Genomic DNA, 14,585 nt, shown 5'->3' on the forward strand with positions numbered 1-14,585 from the left:
ACCTTCAATTAACATAATTATAACGTTTGGAAAATTCATCAACAAAATGCTCATAACCTGTTAATAAATTAATTTTTAAACTCACTTAATAAGGTTATATTTGTAAGAATAATCAAGAAAAGAAAATCGATGAAATTTATTGTATCAAGTTCGCAATTATTAAAACAATTACAAGTTTTAGGCGGCGTTATAAATAGCAACAACACATTACCAATTTTAGATAACTTCTTATTCGAATTGTCTGAAAATGAATTAAAAGTATCTGCTTCAGATTTAGAAACAACAATGAGTTCTGTAGTTGAAGTAGAAAGTGAAAGTTCTGGTTCTATTGCTGTTTCTGCACGTTTGTTATTAGATACTTTAAAAACCTTTCCAAACCAGCCTTTAACGTTTAAAACTGAAGGAGAAAATACGATTGAAATTAGTTCTGATCAAGGTAAATACGACATGGCTTATTTTGGTGGAGATGAGTTTCCAAAAGCAGTTTCATTAGCATCACCAAGTACAACTGTTGTGCCAGCAAGTATTTTAGGAACTGCAATTTCTAAAACTATTTTTGCTGCAGGAAATGATGATTTAAGACCTGTAATGAGTGGAGTATTTTTTCAGTTTAGTTCTCAAAGTTTAACTTTTGTTGCTACAGATGCTCATAAATTGGTAAAATATTCTAGAACAGATGTTACTGCAGATCAAACTGCAGAATTCATTATGCCAAAGAAACCTTTAAATTTATTAAAAGGAATTTTGGGTGGTTCTGAAAGCGAAGTAACTATTGAATATAATGATGCAAATGCAAAATTTACTTTTGATAACGTTGTTTTAGTTTGTAGATTGATTGATGGAAAATACCCAAATTATGAAGCGGTAATACCTAAAGAAAATCCAAATAAATTAACGGTTGATAGAGCTTCTTTCTTAAATTCTGTAAAACGTGTTTCTATTTTTTCTAGTAAAACAACACATCAGATTCGTTTAAAAATGGCAGGAACAGAATTAAATATTTCTGCGGAAGATTTAGATTTTTCTAACAAAGCAGACGAGCGTTTAAGTTGTGATTACCAAGGTGACGATATGCAAATTGGTTTTAACTCTCGTTTTTTAAGCGAAATGTTAAACAATTTAAGTTCTAGCGAAGTCTTAATTGAAATGTCTTTACCAAATAGAGCAGGAATTTTAACTCCTATTGATGGTACTGATGAAGGAGAACAAGTAACTATGTTAGTTATGCCTGTTATGTTAAATAACTAAAAAAACATTATATTTTTTATAATAAATAAATTATTATTCCTTTTAAAATAGGAATTTACAATATTTAAAACCACAACTTCTTAGTTGTGGTTTTTTGTTTACTTTTAGCAAATGAATTTTTTAGCTCACCTCTACTTATCTCAAAATAACACCAATATTATGATTGGTAACTTTATTGCAGATCATATTAGAGGTAATAATTACAAAGAATTTTCGAAAGAAATTCAGCAAGGTATTTTCTTACATAGAGAAATTGACACATATACAGATGCTCATCCAATTGTAAGAAAAAGCAAACGTCGTTTGCACGAAAGATATGGTCATTATGATGGTGTAATTATCGATATTTTTTACGATTACTTTTTAGCTAAAAACTGGCATTCTTATTCAGAAATCCCATTAGATATTTATACTAAAAAAGTTTATAGTCTTTTTAATGAAAAATCACCAATTTTACCCATAAAATCACAACAATTTATTTCCTATATGATTGAATATAATATTCTTTATAACTATCAATTTAAAGAAGGAATTCAAAAAGTTCTAAATGGAATGAACAATAGAACAAAAGGTAAATCTCAAATGAATTTGGCCATTAAAGATTTAAAGGAGTTAAAAACTGAGTTAGAAGAAGATTTTACACTATTTTTTAATGATTTAATACGTCATTCAAATCAAAAATTAAAAGAAATCAGACAGAATAAATGAAAAAACTAATCGTACTTTTTACAGTATTTTTTTTACTAATTAACTGTAAAACTGTAACTAAAAAAGAAAAAATAACTGGTTTAATTACCCAAAAAGCCATGGTTGTTACTGCAAGAGAAGAAGCTTCTAAAATTGGGGCAGACATTTTAAAAAAAGGTGGAAATGCATTTGATGCTATGTTTGCCACAGAAATGGCTTTGGCAGTTGCTTATCCGTTTGCTGGTAATCTTGGTGGTGGTGGTTTTATGGTCTACAGAAAAAATGATGGAGAAATTGGTGCGTTAGATTATAGAGAAAAGGCTCCTTTAGCTGCAAGCAGAGATATGTATTTAGATGATAAAGGCAATGTAATTAAAGGAAAAAGCACTGCTGGTGCTATGGCAATTGGTGTTCCTGGAACTGTTGCTGGAATTTTTACAGCTCATCAAAAATTTGGAACTTTATCTATTAAAGAAATTTTAGAACCTGTAATTGCATTGGCAAAACGTGGTGTAATTGTAACTAATAAACAGGCTAAAAGAATCAAAAACTATCAACCTTTATTTTTAGAAGTAAATAAAGACTCTATACTTTTTACTAAAAATTGGCAAGAAAACGATACCATTAAATATCCTGCATTGGCAGCAACTTTAACTAAAATTCAACAAAACGGAAAAGACGAATTTTACAAAGGCGAAACCGCTAAACAATTGGTCGATTTTGTTCAGGCTAATGGCGGAATTATCACTTTAGAAGATTTAGACAAATACGAAGCAAAATGGAGAACTCCTGTTACTTTTACATATGATGATTTAAAAATTATTTCAATGTCACCTCCTTCTAGCGGTGGTGTTGCTTTAGCACAAATCATGAAAGCGATAGAACCTTTTGATATTGATAAATTTGGCCATAACAGCACAAAATCGATTCAGGTTATTACAGAAGCAGAAAGACGTGCCTATGCAGATAGAAGTTATTTTTTAGGTGATCCTGATTTTGTAACCATTCCGCAACAAAAATTAATTTCTAAAGAATATAACAAAGAAAGAATGGCAGATTTTTCTTTTGAAAAAGCAACAAAATCTGCCAATGTTTTACATGGTAATATAGAAATTATAGAAAGTGATGAAACAACACATTATTCTATTGTAGATCAATTTGGCAATGCTGTTTCTGTAACAACAACTTTAAACGGTGCTTATGGTTCTAAATTATATTCGTCTGAATTAGGTTTCTTTTTGAATAATGAAATGGACGATTTTTCTAGCAAACCAGGTGTGCCAAATATGTTTGGTTTAATTGGTGCAAAAGCCAATGAAATTCATCCAGGAAAAAGAATGCTAAGTTCTATGACCCCAACAATTGTTGAAAAAGACAATCAACTTTTTATGGTTGTAGGCACACCAGGTGGTTCTACAATTATTACATCTGTTATGCAGACTATTATTAATGTGCAGGATTATAAAATGGGAATGCAAGAAGCTGTAAATGCAGCAAGATTTCATCATCAATGGTTGCCAGATGTTGTTAAAATGGAACCAAATAGTTTTAACAAAAAAACCATTTCTGAGTTAGAAAAGTTAGGTTATCAAATTGATGAAACCACTTCTCGAATAATTGGTAAAGTTTCTGCTATTTTAGTATTACCAAATGGTCACCTAGAAGGTGGTGCAGACAAACGTGGAGATGATACAGCTGTAGGTTTTTAAAGTATGAATTTATTAGAATCAAATACAGTACCAAAACTAGAAAAACCAATCCGTTTTCAAGAATACGGTGTTGGGATTTTTAATACCATTCCCACAAAATCGGGCATTAAAAAAGCCATCAAAAAAGAGCTTATTTTTATTGATGGAATTTTAGCAACTACATCAAAATACATTGTTGGAGGAGAAAAAATAGAATTATATCAATCAGAAAAAACACCTACTTTTAATCGATTACAATTAGATTTAGAAGTTTTATTTGAAGATGATTATTTGGCTATTATTTACAAACCTGCAGGTATTTTAGTTAGCGGAAATAAATTTGTAACCATTGCCAATGCATTAACGCAAAACTTAAAAAAAAGCACACTTTTTGATGCTGTAAAACCACAACCCATACATCGGTTAGATAATCCTACAAGCGGACTTTTATTAATAGGAAAAACTAGTAATGCTATAATTGAATTAGGTAAACTATTTAAAAACAAAGAAATTCAGAAAACCTATTTTGCCATTGCTATTGGTAAAATGAAATCTGAAGATTTTATCGATATTAGTATTGATGATAAAAAAGCTGCAACTGATTACAAAGTATTACAATCTGTAGTTTCTAAACGTTTTGAGTACTTAAACCTGGTTAAACTGCAACCAAAAACAGGTAGAAAACATCAACTTAGAAAACACTTATTTTCTATACAAAATCCTATTTTAGGCGATAAAGAATACTTTTTAGAAAATAAAGTTTTAAACGGAAAAGGTTTGTTTTTACACGCAGCAACTTTAGCGTTTATTCATCCGTTTACGAAAGAAAAAATTGCCGTTTCAAAAGAATTACCTAAAAAGTTTACAAAGATTTTTCCTGATTGATAACATCTTGCATTGTTTTAAAAAACCTATTTATTAACTCGTTCATTTCACTTTCATTATACATTGCAAAACCAATTCTTATCGAATTATGACCAGATTTTGCATTGTCATAACGTTGCCACTCGCCTATTTCTAATTGATATTTATGAGCAATTTTAGCAACAATTTCCCAAGAATACTTTTTATCTAATGTTAACCAAACAGCCATTCCTCCTTTTGGTTTATCAAACGTAAAAACATCTTCAAAATGTTGTTCTAAAAGCTTACAAAACAAATCTCTTCTTGCTTTATACACTTTCATTACTTTTTTAATATGCCTGTCTAAATCACCAGATTTTATAAAATCTTCAAAAGCTAATTCTAACAAAGCATCTCCTTGCCTATCAATAAATCTACGTTGATTAGCAGCTTCATTTACAAAAGAATTTGGCGCAATAATATAACCAATTCTAAAAACAGGAGCAACCGTTTTACAGACAGAACCTAAGTAAATTACGTTGCCATTTGTATCATGACATGCCAAAGGTAAAATTGGTGAATGATTGTAATTAAAATCGTAATCATAATCGTCTTCAATAATTGCAAAACTATATTTTTTAGCTAAATTTAATAAATGAATTCTTCTTTCTGCAGATAAAGTAACCGTTGTTGGGTGATGATGATGAGAAGTTACATACACTGCTTTTATTGATTTTTTTTGACAAATTTGCTCAATTTCATCAGTAACCAAACCATTTTCATCAACAGTAACTCTTAACAAATTTGCTTTTCGTTGTAAAAAATTAGTGTCTGCAGACGTGTAATTTGTTTGTCCAACAATAATATTATCATTCTTTTGTAATAATAATTTGGCTGATAAAAAAATACCCATTTGACTTCCTCTAGTGATAATTACATTGTTTTTATTGATGTTTAAACCACGTGTTTTATTTAAATAATTCGCTAAAGTTATTCGTAATTTTTCATTACCAAAAAGCGATCCGTAAGACATTTCTTTGTAAATATTTTTTTTACTGCAAATACGTCTATACGTTCTAGCTAAATCTTCAGTTGGTGTTAATCTTGTATCAGAAATACCATCATTAAACATCATAAAATCTTCTTTAATTTCTGGAGATATTCTTTCTAAAGATGCGTCTTTGTAAAACTGAAATCCAACTTTTTTTGTTGATAAAACTTCAACTTTTTGTACAAATTCTTGTTGATGTAATTCTGGCAATTTTGCATTGATAAAGGTTCCTTTTTTAGGAATACTTTCTACCCAACCTTGCAATAACAACTCCTCATAACAAGCCACAACTGTTTTTCTATGTACGTTTAATAATTCTGATAAAGTTCTACTTCCTGGCAACTTTGTTTCTGGCATAAGTTTGCGCTCTTTTATCAATTTAATAAATTGATTTGATAATTGTAAATACAATGCTTGTTTACTTTTTCTGTCTAATTGAAAACTGGTTTTATATGGAAACATAAACTGGACTATTGTTTATTTTAAATCTGGATGATTACAATAGTCCATAAATGTAGTAATTTTGAATTATAAATTTTAAGTGATGATAAAAAAAGAGTTGAAAATTAGTGAATATAACAAATATTATGCTAGAAATTAGAAGAGCAACTGTTGCTGATGCCATTCATATCGCTTTATTAGGAAGAATTACCTATACAGAATCTCATGGAGAATATATTGAGAACAAAAAAAACCTATTAGATTTTTATAACACCAATTATTCAGTTTCTCAAATTAAAAAAGAATTGAATGATGAAAGTAATGTATTCTGGATTGTTTTTTCTGATGAATTACCAATTGGTTTTGCAAAACTTTGCTTGAATGAAAATTACAACAACAAACCAGATAGTGATTATTGCAAATTACAACGTTTGTATATTTTAAATGATTTTAACAACCTAAAAATTGGCTCTCAACTACAAGAAATCATCTTAAAAAAAGCAACCGATTTAAAATTTAAAACAATTTGGTTAACCGCTTATTACAAAAACACAAAAGGGCTTAAGTTTTATAAAAAATACGGTTTTAAAAAAATTGGAAGTATCGATTTTTATGTGGGTGAAACTAATTATGAAAATCTAATTTTTACTAAAGAATTATAACATGGAAGCATATCAAAAATCTAAATTAAACAGAGTAAAAAGAGGTCAAAACAGAGCAACTTATGATGTAGAAAAAATCAACTCAATTTTAGATGCCGGTTTTTTGTGTTATGTTGGTTATATTTATGAGGGCAAGCCTATTACAATTCCGATGGCATATACTAGAAGAGATGACAAAATTTACATTCATGGTTCTACTGCAAATAGAATGTTAGTTTCTATTTTAAACAGCGGAGAAACATCAATAACTGTGATGCATTTAGATGGATTGGTTTTAGCGCGTTCTGGTTTTCATCATTCTGTAAATTACAGATCTGTAACGCTGTTTGGTAGTTTAAAAAAAATTGAAAAAGACGCTGAAAAAACAGCAATTTTAGAATGGATTGTCAATCAAATGGTACCAAATCAATGGAACTCTTTAAGACCAATGCATCAAAAGGAATTAGATAGAACTTTGGTGGTAGAGTTTACTATAGAAACAGCTTCTGCAAAAGTAAGAGATGTTGGTGTAAATGATGAACCAGAAGATTATAATTGTGATGTTTGGGCAGGAATTGTACCCATAAAACAAGTAGCAGAATACCCTATTGCTGATGAAGGAAAACCTAAAAACATGGAAATACCAAAACACATTTTAGATTATTATGAAGCTAACAAATAGTTTCTTCTTTTAAATTTTGATATTTTAGCTTCTGATTTTTTAATTTATAAAAATGAAGAAGCTTTTAAAGTTTATCGGAATTGTTTTATTACTATTAATTATTGCTTTAGGTATATTTTATATTGCTAATAACGAAGCGCTTCCTAAAGGTAAAAAAGGAAAAGAAGCAGAAGCTTTAGCTATAAAAATGTTTAATGCCATAAATAATGAGGCTTTTGAAAATACAGAAATCTTAAAATGGAGTTTTAGAAACGAGCATTTTTATACTTGGCACAAACAAGAAGATATTGTGCATGTTTCTTGGGCAGAATACAAAGTAACCTTACACACCAAAAACATAGAAAAATCTGAAATTTATATTGATGGCAAATTATCTAAAAACAAAGAAATCATTAAAAAAGCACAAGACTTTTTTAACAACGATTCTTTTTGGTTAATTGCTCCTTATAAAATTTTTGATTCAGGAACAGAAAGAAGTATTGTAACACATAAAGGTAAAGATGCTTTATTGATAACTTATACTTCTGGAGGATCTACTCCTGGAGATTCTTATTTATGGATTTTAGATGAAAATTACAGGCCAACTTCTTTTAAAATGTGGACTACAATTATTCCTATTGGTGGTGTTTCTGCAACTTGGTCTGATTGGATAACAACAAGTTCTGGAATACTATTACCTACAAAACACAAACTTTCATTATTCGGATTAGAAATACCAATGGGAGAAGTAAAAGCTTATAATGAAAAAGCAGATGAATTGGCAAGCAAAATTCTAAAAGCCATAAAACATAAATCTTATAAGAATACTCGCTATTTAGAATGGATTTTTGGAGGTAAAAGACATTTTAAATGGGATAAAGAAAAACATATTGTTGATGTTTCTTGGGATACAATTCGTGTAAATTTACATCCGCAAGAAAAAGAAAAAAGCACTGTTTTTTATAATGATAAAAGACAAGAAATTGCAGATTCTGCTATCGTAAAAAGAGCTTGGGATATTTTTAATAATGATTCTTTTTGGCTAGTTGCACCTCATAAATTATTTGATGATGGAACTATTAGAAGCATTCAAAAAGTCGATGATAAAGAGGCTCTTTTAGTAAAATACACCTCTGGTGGAACAACTCCTGGAGATTCTTATCTTTGGCTTTTAGATTCTAATTTTGTTCCTAAAAGTTATAAAATGTATGTTCCAAGTATGAAAATGAATGGGGTTGATGCAAGTTGGCAAGATTGGATTACTACAGAATCTGGAACATTGTTACCAACAAATCATACTTTTGGTAATGGTAGAAATTTAAATATGGGAACCGTAAAAGGATACAACTAATGAATTCAAAAATATTAGCAAACGGAATTTTAAGAGCTTTAGGAATTCTTGTCGGAATTTTTATATTAGGTTATTTTTTATATGCCATTCAATCAGTAATAATTTATATTATTATTGCAGGAATTTTATCATTAATAGCAAGACCAATTATCATCTTTTTAAGAAGGAAATTAAAATTTCCAAACACACTTGCAGTGGTTTTTACAATGTTGTTAATGTTAGGGCTTCTTACAGGTTTAATTGTAATGTTTATACCTTTAATCGTAGAACAAGGTAAAAGTTTGTCTCTTTTAGAAGTTGATAAATTACAAGAAAATGTACAAGACATTTTTAACCAAACAACTGCTTATTTTTCATCAAAAGGCATTGATGTTTTAGGTGAATTAAAAAACGTTGATTTTGTTTCTCAATTTAAAGAAATTCCTAATTTATTGAATTCAGTTTTAGGTGCAGTTGGCTCTTTAAGTGTTGGTTTGTTTTCTGTACTTTTTATCTCTTTCTTTTTTATGAAAGACAGCCAATTATTAAAAAAAGGTGTACTTACAATTATACCAAATGGAACTGAAGGAAGGTTTTCTAATTCGCTTGAAACTATTTATGATTTACTATCGAGATATTTTATTGGATTAATTTTTCAAATAACCATTCTATTTGTATTGTACACTATAATCTTATTAGTTTTTGGTATAGATAATGCTGTTGTAATTGCTTTTTTATGTGCCTTATTAAACTTAATTCCTTATGTAGGACCAATGATAGGTGCAGTAATTATGTTTATGCTATCAATGATTAGTAATATTGGTTTAGACTTTCAAACAGAAATATTATCTACTTCTTTATGGATTATGTTTTGGTATTTAATTGCACAATTAGTTGATAATTTTGCAAGTCAGCCACTAATTTTTTCTAAAACCACCAAATCTCATCCTTTAGAAATTTTCTTAATAATTATTATAGGAGGTTTGCTTTTTGGTATTACAGGTATGATTACTGCAGTACCAATGTATACTGCCTTAAAAGTAATTTTAAAAGAATTTTTGTCAGATAATAAAATAGTAAAATCAATCACAAAAGATATTTAAAATACTCTTTGAATACTGCAATATTACATCCAGAAGTTCAGCAATTTATTACTGATAGTTTAAAATCTAACATTACAAAACTGATTTTAAAAGGAAGTCCTTTTAAAAATATTTCTATACAAGAATTAGCAAACCAAATTATTGCAAAACAAAAATCTGAACATAAATTAACTTCTTGGTATCATACAAAAAACATTTACTATCCTATAAAAATTAGCATTGAGCAAACCTCATCTGAAATTACTGCAAACTATAAGTCTAGTTTGGTAAAAGGAAATTCAATTATTGATATTACGGGTGGTTTTGGGGTAGATTGTTTTTATTTTTCTAAACACTTTAAAGAAGTAATTCATTGTGAAATTAATGAAGAATTATCAACAATTGTAAAACATAATTATCAACAATTAAAAATAAAAAATAGTATTACAATTTCTGGTGATGGAATTGAATTCTTGAAAAAATCAAACAAAAAATTCGATTGTATTTACATAGATCCTTCTAGAAGAAATGATCTTAAAGGAAAGGTTTTTTTACTTAATGATTGTTTACCTAATGTTCCTGAAAATATTGATTTTTTATTTTCAAAAACCAACCAAATTCTAATAAAAAACTCTCCTATTTTAGACATAACAAGTACTATTAATGAATTAAAATTTGTAAAAGAAATTCATATTGTTGCTGTAAATAATGAAGTTAAAGAATTGTTGTTTTTATTAGAAAAAGATTATCAAAAATCAATAGAAATTAAAACAGTTAATATTAATAAGAATAATATTCAGTCATTTAATTTCAACTATAAAGAAGAAGTTATCTCAGAATACTCAGTACCTCTCACCTTTTTGTATGAGCCAAATGCTGCCATTTTAAAATCAGGTGGCTTTCATCAAATCACAAATCAATTTAATGTTTTTAAATTACATCAACACTCACATTTATATACATCTAAGGAGTTCATAAATTTTCCTGGTAGAATTTTTCAGATAGAAAAAATAACACCTTACAACAAGAAAAAAATAAAAAACTCTTTATTAGAAAATAAAGCAAACATTACAATTAGAAATTTTCCAAAAACGGTTGCACAAATTAGAAAAGAAACTAAACTAAAAGACGGAGGAAATACTTATCTTTTTTTTACAACTTTAAAAACCAATGAACTTATTGTATTAATTTGCCGAAAAGTGAATTTATAATTTGATGTAAATAAGTATAATTCTATCATAAAAAAGCTTACTTATTTATTTTTTAAACAATTTATTTTCAGTATATTTAAGTCTAAAATAAGTGTTTTAAGATTAGGGGCTTAAAACACTTAAGAAAAGTCCTGAATTCAGTTTCAGGACTTTGACTTTCTACCATTTTTTTTTCGCTAAATTTGTAAACAACGTTTAACGTTTCAATTTATGCATACATACATTTATCAAGTTATAAAAATCAATCAAAATAATCAAACAACAATAGAAGATGTTTTGGTTGTAGAAGCTCCTCTTCAAATAAATATTAATAATGAACCTTATACAGTTGTTCTGAGAACTCCTGATAACAACAAAGAGTTAATAAGAGGCTTACTTTTTGCAGAAGATATTTATAAAAGTAAAAGACTTTAATTCTTAAAATTTTAAAAAGAAAATAATGTTAATACAATTATTAATCTTTTAATTCCTAATGAATTACTGAGTAAATATTACTTAAACAAAAGAACATTACTATCTGTTTCTTCTTGTGGAATTTGTAAAAAAAAAGAATTGAAAGACTTAAAATTTAGTGGTAATAAATTAATGGAAACTAATTATTTTTCTAGCAATATTTTACATGAAATATTAACCAAAATGAATTATTTTCTGCACACGTTTAAAAGTTCAGGAGGTAGTCATACAGCTGCAATTTTTAATAAAAAAAATGAGTTTTTAAGTCTTAAAGAAGATATAGGAAGATATAATGCTGTAGATAAAGTTATTGGCGATTTAATTATTAAAGATTACATAAAACAAACGGTAGATGTCTAAAAAAACAAAAGAACTACCACCACAAAACTTAACAGGAATTAATTTAATTAAAGTTTCTAAAACATTTCTAAGTGTAAAATCAATTATACCTCCTTGCAGAGGAAGAACTAAAAAAAACTTACAAAATGAAAACAAACAACATCTTACCATAGAAAATTCTGTGGGGATTGTGCTTCAATCTAAAGAAACGTTACAACCTTGTTTTAAAGAATTATTAAGTAAACAGGCAATAGTTGCAAGAGTAGCAAATACAACTTTGAAAAACTCAACTATAAATAGGTTTGCACTAATTGCTAATTATGATTTAATTCGTAATAAAACTGAAGCTACAATTCCTAGTTTTAAGAGTTTTAACCAATATATAAGAATTAAAGAAGGTTTTTATTTGCCCAATAACGCAAGAGATAATAATTTTACACCAACAAAAACAAGAAAAACTAATTTTAGTATTAATTAAAAATCTGAAATTGAGTTAGAAAAAAATAAGATGATGACCCTAAAAACTCATAAACAATACAATACAACTATTTACGGTTTAAATCACTGGTATAGAGGTATCTTAAATGAAAGAAAGGTTATTCTGATGAATACTAATGAAATGAATTCATTAAATGTAAAAAATTTAGATTTAACAAATCATTTTAATACTAAAAAAATTGCCAAAGAATTTTTAGTCATCTCTTATGACACACCTAAACAATGTACAGCAACTTATTTTCCTAAAAAAAATGTTTTGGCACCTTTAGTAAAGCAGCTATTAGTAATACTCCTGCTTCAAAAACTGTAATTATTACCATAAAAAAAGATAAAATCTACAAATGAAAAAGCTGTTTTTTATATTAACTATTCTTATTCCTTCACAATATTTATTTTCACAATCAGAAGGTATTCCTAAAAAAATTACTCAAAAAGGTTTTGCTAAAATAGATTTTTTATCAATTGATATGCCATTAAACCCTTTAGGTATAGATGATCCTAATATGGGATTTACAGGAATTCATTACAATTTATCTTTTAAAGATTGGTATACTGGTATTGGAATTTATGGAGCAATAACAGGAAATAAAGGTGGTTTTTTTACACTTGGTGTAAATGCAGGCTATAAAAAACTGATAACAAACAAATTATATTTAGATACAGGATTTCACTTTGGTGGTGGTGGTGGTGCTGGTGCCCCAGATGGTGGTGGTGCATTTATTTTACCACATTTTAATTTAGGGTATCATTTTAAAAACTTTTCTATTAATAGTGGTTGGAGTTATGTTAACTTTTTTGATGGAGGTGCAATAAAAGGTCATCAAATAAATTTTGGGATAGAAATTCCTTTGAATTTTGAATATGCAGAAAATAAATTTGGAGAAAAACAATATAATTTATCTGATTTTAAGAACTCAACTTGGAATAACAATCCTCAAAGAAATTCTTTAATGGTGCATTTTAATAACCTTAAAATTAAAGGCAACACACAAGGAATTAATAATGGAAAAACAATTAAACTTGCAGGGTTTGAATTAACTTCTTACTTAAATAAAAATTGGTTTACTTTTTTAAAAGTAGATGGCGCCTATGATGGTATTAGAGCAGGATATATGGATGTATTTCTTGGTGGTGGATATCATTATACGTTAAATAATAACAAAACTAATATACTTGCAAAATTTGGAGTTGGTGCAGGTGGTGGTGGTGGTATTGATAGTAATGGAGGTTTTTTATTATATCCTGATATTTCTATTGAACAACAAATATTTAAAGATATGTACCTTTCTGTTAACAAAGGATATTTACTATCGCCAAATAAAGTTTTTTACACTTCTACTTTAGGTTTAGGAATTAAATATTATTTAGAAAAAAATGGGATTAAAACTTTTAATAAAACTTTTAATGAAGGTAAATTTAAAGGCTTAGATATTATTATTAAACAAGATTGGTATTTTAATGCAAAAAGAATGGAAAATCCTACAGAAGATATGCATCAAATATCATTACAAATAAACTTAGACTTGAACCGCAATCTTTATGTTGCAGGACAAACTTCTTTTGCAAACTTTGGTAATGCAGGTGCATATGCAGAAGGTTTAGTTGGTTTTGGGATAAAGTCTAATTTATTTTTTAACAACTCTACTAAGTTTTTTACACAAATTATAGGTGGTGCAGCTGGTGGTGGAAACATAAGTACAGGACAAGGCTTAATAATTAAACCCAGCTTAGGCTTTGATTACCAACTATCTAACACGCTAAACTTAAGAGCATCTGGAGGTTATGTAAAAGCTAAAGGTGGTGATTTAAGTAGTACTTTTATTAACTTTGGAATAAAATATAATATCTCTCTTTTAAAATTAAAATAATTTTATATATTTGCGGCATCAATATCCCCTTATTGATGTACCCTCTTTTTATTGTTTATAATAAAGTTCATAACCTGTTAGGTTTTACTAACATGTGTTATTTTTTTATTAAAGTTCCCTAACTTTATGAGTATTATTTAGTTGCTATTTTTTATAGTGATGGGATTTCTAAAACTTTAACCCCTGTAAAAGTTTAAACCTGTCTATATAATTTAATAGTTGTGTTTTTAATTTATAAAATATTTTATTATGAAAAAAGTATTAATTGCTTTATCATTTATAGGGGTGTTATTAACAAGCTGCCAACCTGTAAAAACAGAATTACAACATTACGAATCGAACAAAGCTACTGTAGAAAAAGAGTATCCTAATTATCATATTACTTCTTTTAGACAATTTAGTTATGTATTTCAGGTTTCTAATCCAGAACGTGTAATTAAAGTTACTTTAGATAGTAGTGCTAAGATTGTTAAAAGAGATACATTAAAAGTATATTCTTCTCTTGCAACAACATAAATAAATAAATAAATAAATAAATAAATAA

General features: G+C 27.9%; 16 protein-coding genes. 15 read left to right on the forward strand and 1 reads right to left on the reverse strand.

The genetic code is table 11. The annotated features are described in order from the left end of the window. The first annotated feature begins 129 nt into the window (after positions 1 to 129). The 4 genes from dnaN (at position 130) to ABJG40_RS12805 (ending at position 4,508) form a co-directional block, all read left to right on the forward strand. Complete coding sequence (gene dnaN, locus ABJG40_RS12790) at positions 130 to 1,248, forward strand: DNA polymerase III subunit beta (RefSeq protein WP_348024976.1); 1,119 nt, start codon at positions 130 to 132, stop codon at positions 1,246 to 1,248. 111 nt (positions 1,249 to 1,359) lie between these two features. Beyond that, entirely contained in the window at positions 1,360 to 1,956 is a 597-nt protein-coding gene (locus ABJG40_RS12795) for an acyl carrier protein phosphodiesterase (RefSeq protein WP_348024977.1), read from the forward strand. Next, the gene (gene ggt / locus ABJG40_RS12800) at positions 1,953 to 3,644 is read left to right on the forward strand and encodes a gamma-glutamyltransferase (RefSeq protein ID WP_348024978.1); all 1,692 of its coding nucleotides are present in this window, start codon (positions 1,953 to 1,955) and stop codon (positions 3,642 to 3,644) included. The genes ABJG40_RS12795 and ggt overlap by 4 nt, the downstream gene beginning before the upstream one ends. 3 nt (positions 3,645 to 3,647) lie before the next feature. After that, entirely contained in the window at positions 3,648 to 4,508 is an 861-nt protein-coding gene (locus ABJG40_RS12805) for an RluA family pseudouridine synthase (protein WP_348024979.1), read from the forward strand. Here ABJG40_RS12805 and ABJG40_RS12810 read toward each other — a convergent pair. Further along, positions 4,486 to 5,979, reverse strand: a complete 1,494-nt coding sequence (locus ABJG40_RS12810; protein ID WP_348024980.1) for a PLP-dependent aminotransferase family protein — start codon at positions 5,977 to 5,979, stop codon at positions 4,486 to 4,488. The genes ABJG40_RS12805 and ABJG40_RS12810 overlap by 23 nt on opposite strands. Before the next feature lie 125 nt (positions 5,980 to 6,104). Between ABJG40_RS12810 and ABJG40_RS12815 the strand changes: the two genes are divergently transcribed. The 11 genes from ABJG40_RS12815 to ABJG40_RS12865 all read left to right on the forward strand — a co-directional run bounded on the left by ABJG40_RS12815 (position 6,105) and on the right by ABJG40_RS12865 (position 14,557). Further along, positions 6,105 to 6,620, forward strand: a complete 516-nt coding sequence (locus ABJG40_RS12815) for a GNAT family N-acetyltransferase (RefSeq protein WP_348024981.1) — start codon at positions 6,105 to 6,107, stop codon at positions 6,618 to 6,620. A 1-nt stretch (position 6,621) separates the two neighbouring features. Further along, the gene (locus ABJG40_RS12820; protein ID WP_348024982.1) at positions 6,622 to 7,281 is read left to right on the forward strand and encodes a pyridoxamine 5'-phosphate oxidase family protein; all 660 of its coding nucleotides are present in this window, start codon (positions 6,622 to 6,624) and stop codon (positions 7,279 to 7,281) included. Between the two features lie 52 nt (positions 7,282 to 7,333). Beyond that, on the forward strand, positions 7,334 to 8,611 hold the full coding sequence (locus tag ABJG40_RS12825; protein WP_348024983.1) for a hypothetical protein: 1,278 nt from the start codon (positions 7,334 to 7,336) through the stop codon (positions 8,609 to 8,611). Further along, on the forward strand, positions 8,611 to 9,693 hold the full coding sequence (locus ABJG40_RS12830) for an AI-2E family transporter (protein WP_348024984.1): 1,083 nt from the start codon (positions 8,611 to 8,613) through the stop codon (positions 9,691 to 9,693). The genes ABJG40_RS12825 and ABJG40_RS12830 overlap by 1 nt, the downstream gene beginning before the upstream one ends. Before the next feature lie 8 nt (positions 9,694 to 9,701). Continuing rightward, positions 9,702 to 10,883: an RsmD family RNA methyltransferase gene (locus ABJG40_RS12835; protein WP_348024985.1), complete on the forward strand. Its 1,182-nt coding sequence runs from the start codon at positions 9,702 to 9,704 to the stop codon at positions 10,881 to 10,883. A 210-nt stretch (positions 10,884 to 11,093) separates the two neighbouring features. After that, positions 11,094 to 11,297, forward strand: coding sequence for a formate dehydrogenase accessory sulfurtransferase FdhD (locus tag ABJG40_RS12840; protein WP_348024986.1), 204 nt, complete (start codon positions 11,094 to 11,096; stop codon positions 11,295 to 11,297). Between the two features lie 66 nt (positions 11,298 to 11,363). Further along, on the forward strand, positions 11,364 to 11,696 hold the full coding sequence (locus ABJG40_RS12845) for a formate dehydrogenase accessory sulfurtransferase FdhD (RefSeq protein WP_348024991.1): 333 nt from the start codon (positions 11,364 to 11,366) through the stop codon (positions 11,694 to 11,696). Beyond that, the gene (locus ABJG40_RS12850) at positions 11,689 to 12,153 is read left to right on the forward strand and encodes a hypothetical protein (protein WP_348024987.1); all 465 of its coding nucleotides are present in this window, start codon (positions 11,689 to 11,691) and stop codon (positions 12,151 to 12,153) included. The genes ABJG40_RS12845 and ABJG40_RS12850 overlap by 8 nt, the downstream gene beginning before the upstream one ends. A gap of 30 nt (positions 12,154 to 12,183) precedes the next feature. After that, the gene (locus ABJG40_RS12855) at positions 12,184 to 12,483 is read left to right on the forward strand and encodes a hypothetical protein (protein ID WP_348024988.1); all 300 of its coding nucleotides are present in this window, start codon (positions 12,184 to 12,186) and stop codon (positions 12,481 to 12,483) included. A 31-nt stretch (positions 12,484 to 12,514) separates the two neighbouring features. Further along, a complete protein-coding gene (locus tag ABJG40_RS12860) occupies positions 12,515 to 14,041 on the forward strand; it encodes a hypothetical protein (protein ID WP_348024989.1) in 1,527 nt (508 codons plus the stop codon). Between the two features lie 249 nt (positions 14,042 to 14,290). Next, entirely contained in the window at positions 14,291 to 14,557 is a 267-nt protein-coding gene (locus ABJG40_RS12865) for a hypothetical protein (protein WP_348024990.1), read from the forward strand. Positions 14,558 to 14,585 lie beyond the last annotated feature (28 nt).

The organism is Polaribacter sp., assembly GCF_039939415.1.
Taxonomy (GTDB): domain Bacteria; phylum Bacteroidota; class Bacteroidia; order Flavobacteriales; family Flavobacteriaceae; genus Polaribacter.

Excerpts from the sequence above, each read along its gene's own strand:
- dnaN (WP_348024976.1), top strand. The coding sequence starts at position 130 with ATGAAATTTATTGTATCAAGTTCGCAATTATTAAAACAATTACAAGTT.
- ABJG40_RS12795 (WP_348024977.1), top strand. The coding sequence starts at position 1,360 with ATGAATTTTTTAGCTCACCTCTACTTATCTCAAAATAACACCAATATT.
- ggt (WP_348024978.1), top strand. The coding sequence starts at position 1,953 with ATGAAAAAACTAATCGTACTTTTTACAGTATTTTTTTTACTAATTAAC.
- ABJG40_RS12805 (WP_348024979.1), top strand. The coding sequence starts at position 3,648 with ATGAATTTATTAGAATCAAATACAGTACCAAAACTAGAAAAACCAATC.
- ABJG40_RS12810 (WP_348024980.1), bottom strand. The coding sequence starts at position 5,979 with ATGTTTCCATATAAAACCAGTTTTCAATTAGACAGAAAAAGTAAACAA.
- ABJG40_RS12815 (WP_348024981.1), top strand. The coding sequence starts at position 6,105 with ATGCTAGAAATTAGAAGAGCAACTGTTGCTGATGCCATTCATATCGCT.
- ABJG40_RS12820 (WP_348024982.1), top strand. The coding sequence starts at position 6,622 with ATGGAAGCATATCAAAAATCTAAATTAAACAGAGTAAAAAGAGGTCAA.
- ABJG40_RS12825 (WP_348024983.1), top strand. The coding sequence starts at position 7,334 with ATGAAGAAGCTTTTAAAGTTTATCGGAATTGTTTTATTACTATTAATT.
- ABJG40_RS12830 (WP_348024984.1), top strand. The coding sequence starts at position 8,611 with ATGAATTCAAAAATATTAGCAAACGGAATTTTAAGAGCTTTAGGAATT.
- ABJG40_RS12840 (WP_348024986.1), top strand. The coding sequence starts at position 11,094 with ATGCATACATACATTTATCAAGTTATAAAAATCAATCAAAATAATCAA.
- ABJG40_RS12850 (WP_348024987.1), top strand. The coding sequence starts at position 11,689 with ATGTCTAAAAAAACAAAAGAACTACCACCACAAAACTTAACAGGAATT.
- ABJG40_RS12855 (WP_348024988.1), top strand. The coding sequence starts at position 12,184 with ATGATGACCCTAAAAACTCATAAACAATACAATACAACTATTTACGGT.
- ABJG40_RS12860 (WP_348024989.1), top strand. The coding sequence starts at position 12,515 with ATGAAAAAGCTGTTTTTTATATTAACTATTCTTATTCCTTCACAATAT.
- ABJG40_RS12865 (WP_348024990.1), top strand. The coding sequence starts at position 14,291 with ATGAAAAAAGTATTAATTGCTTTATCATTTATAGGGGTGTTATTAACA.